1 protein-coding gene is annotated in these 268 nt (G+C 57.5%); it reads left to right on the top strand.

Annotation, left to right across the window (positions count from 1 at the left end; genetic code table 11):
* Positions 1 to 268 (top strand): LysR family transcriptional regulator (locus SB756_RS30620; RefSeq protein ID WP_410913311.1); only part of this gene is annotated, 268 nt, incomplete at both ends.

Consider the following 268-nt stretch of genomic DNA (forward strand, 5'->3'; position numbering starts at 1 on the left):
TGACTCCGTCGGCCATCAGTAAATTGATAGCGCGGCTAGAGGATCGGCTTCGGGTTCGACTTTTCCAGAGGGGTTCCCGAGTCCTCACCCTTACGGAGGAGGGGGCTGCTTATCTGCGCAGTGCGAAAGCTGTGGTTGAGGCGATGAGTGAAGCTGACTCTCTGGCAGAAGGGCTTCCGTCAAGGGTCAGTGGCACGCTTCGGATCCACACGATGACCTCTTTTGCGAAGCAGCAGATCGTGCCTTGGTTGCCGGAATTCCTCGACAC

Origin of the sequence: Pseudomonas sp. SIMBA_068 (assembly GCF_046534705.1) — a bacterium.
Classification (GTDB): domain Bacteria; phylum Pseudomonadota; class Gammaproteobacteria; order Pseudomonadales; family Pseudomonadaceae; genus Aquipseudomonas; species Aquipseudomonas putida.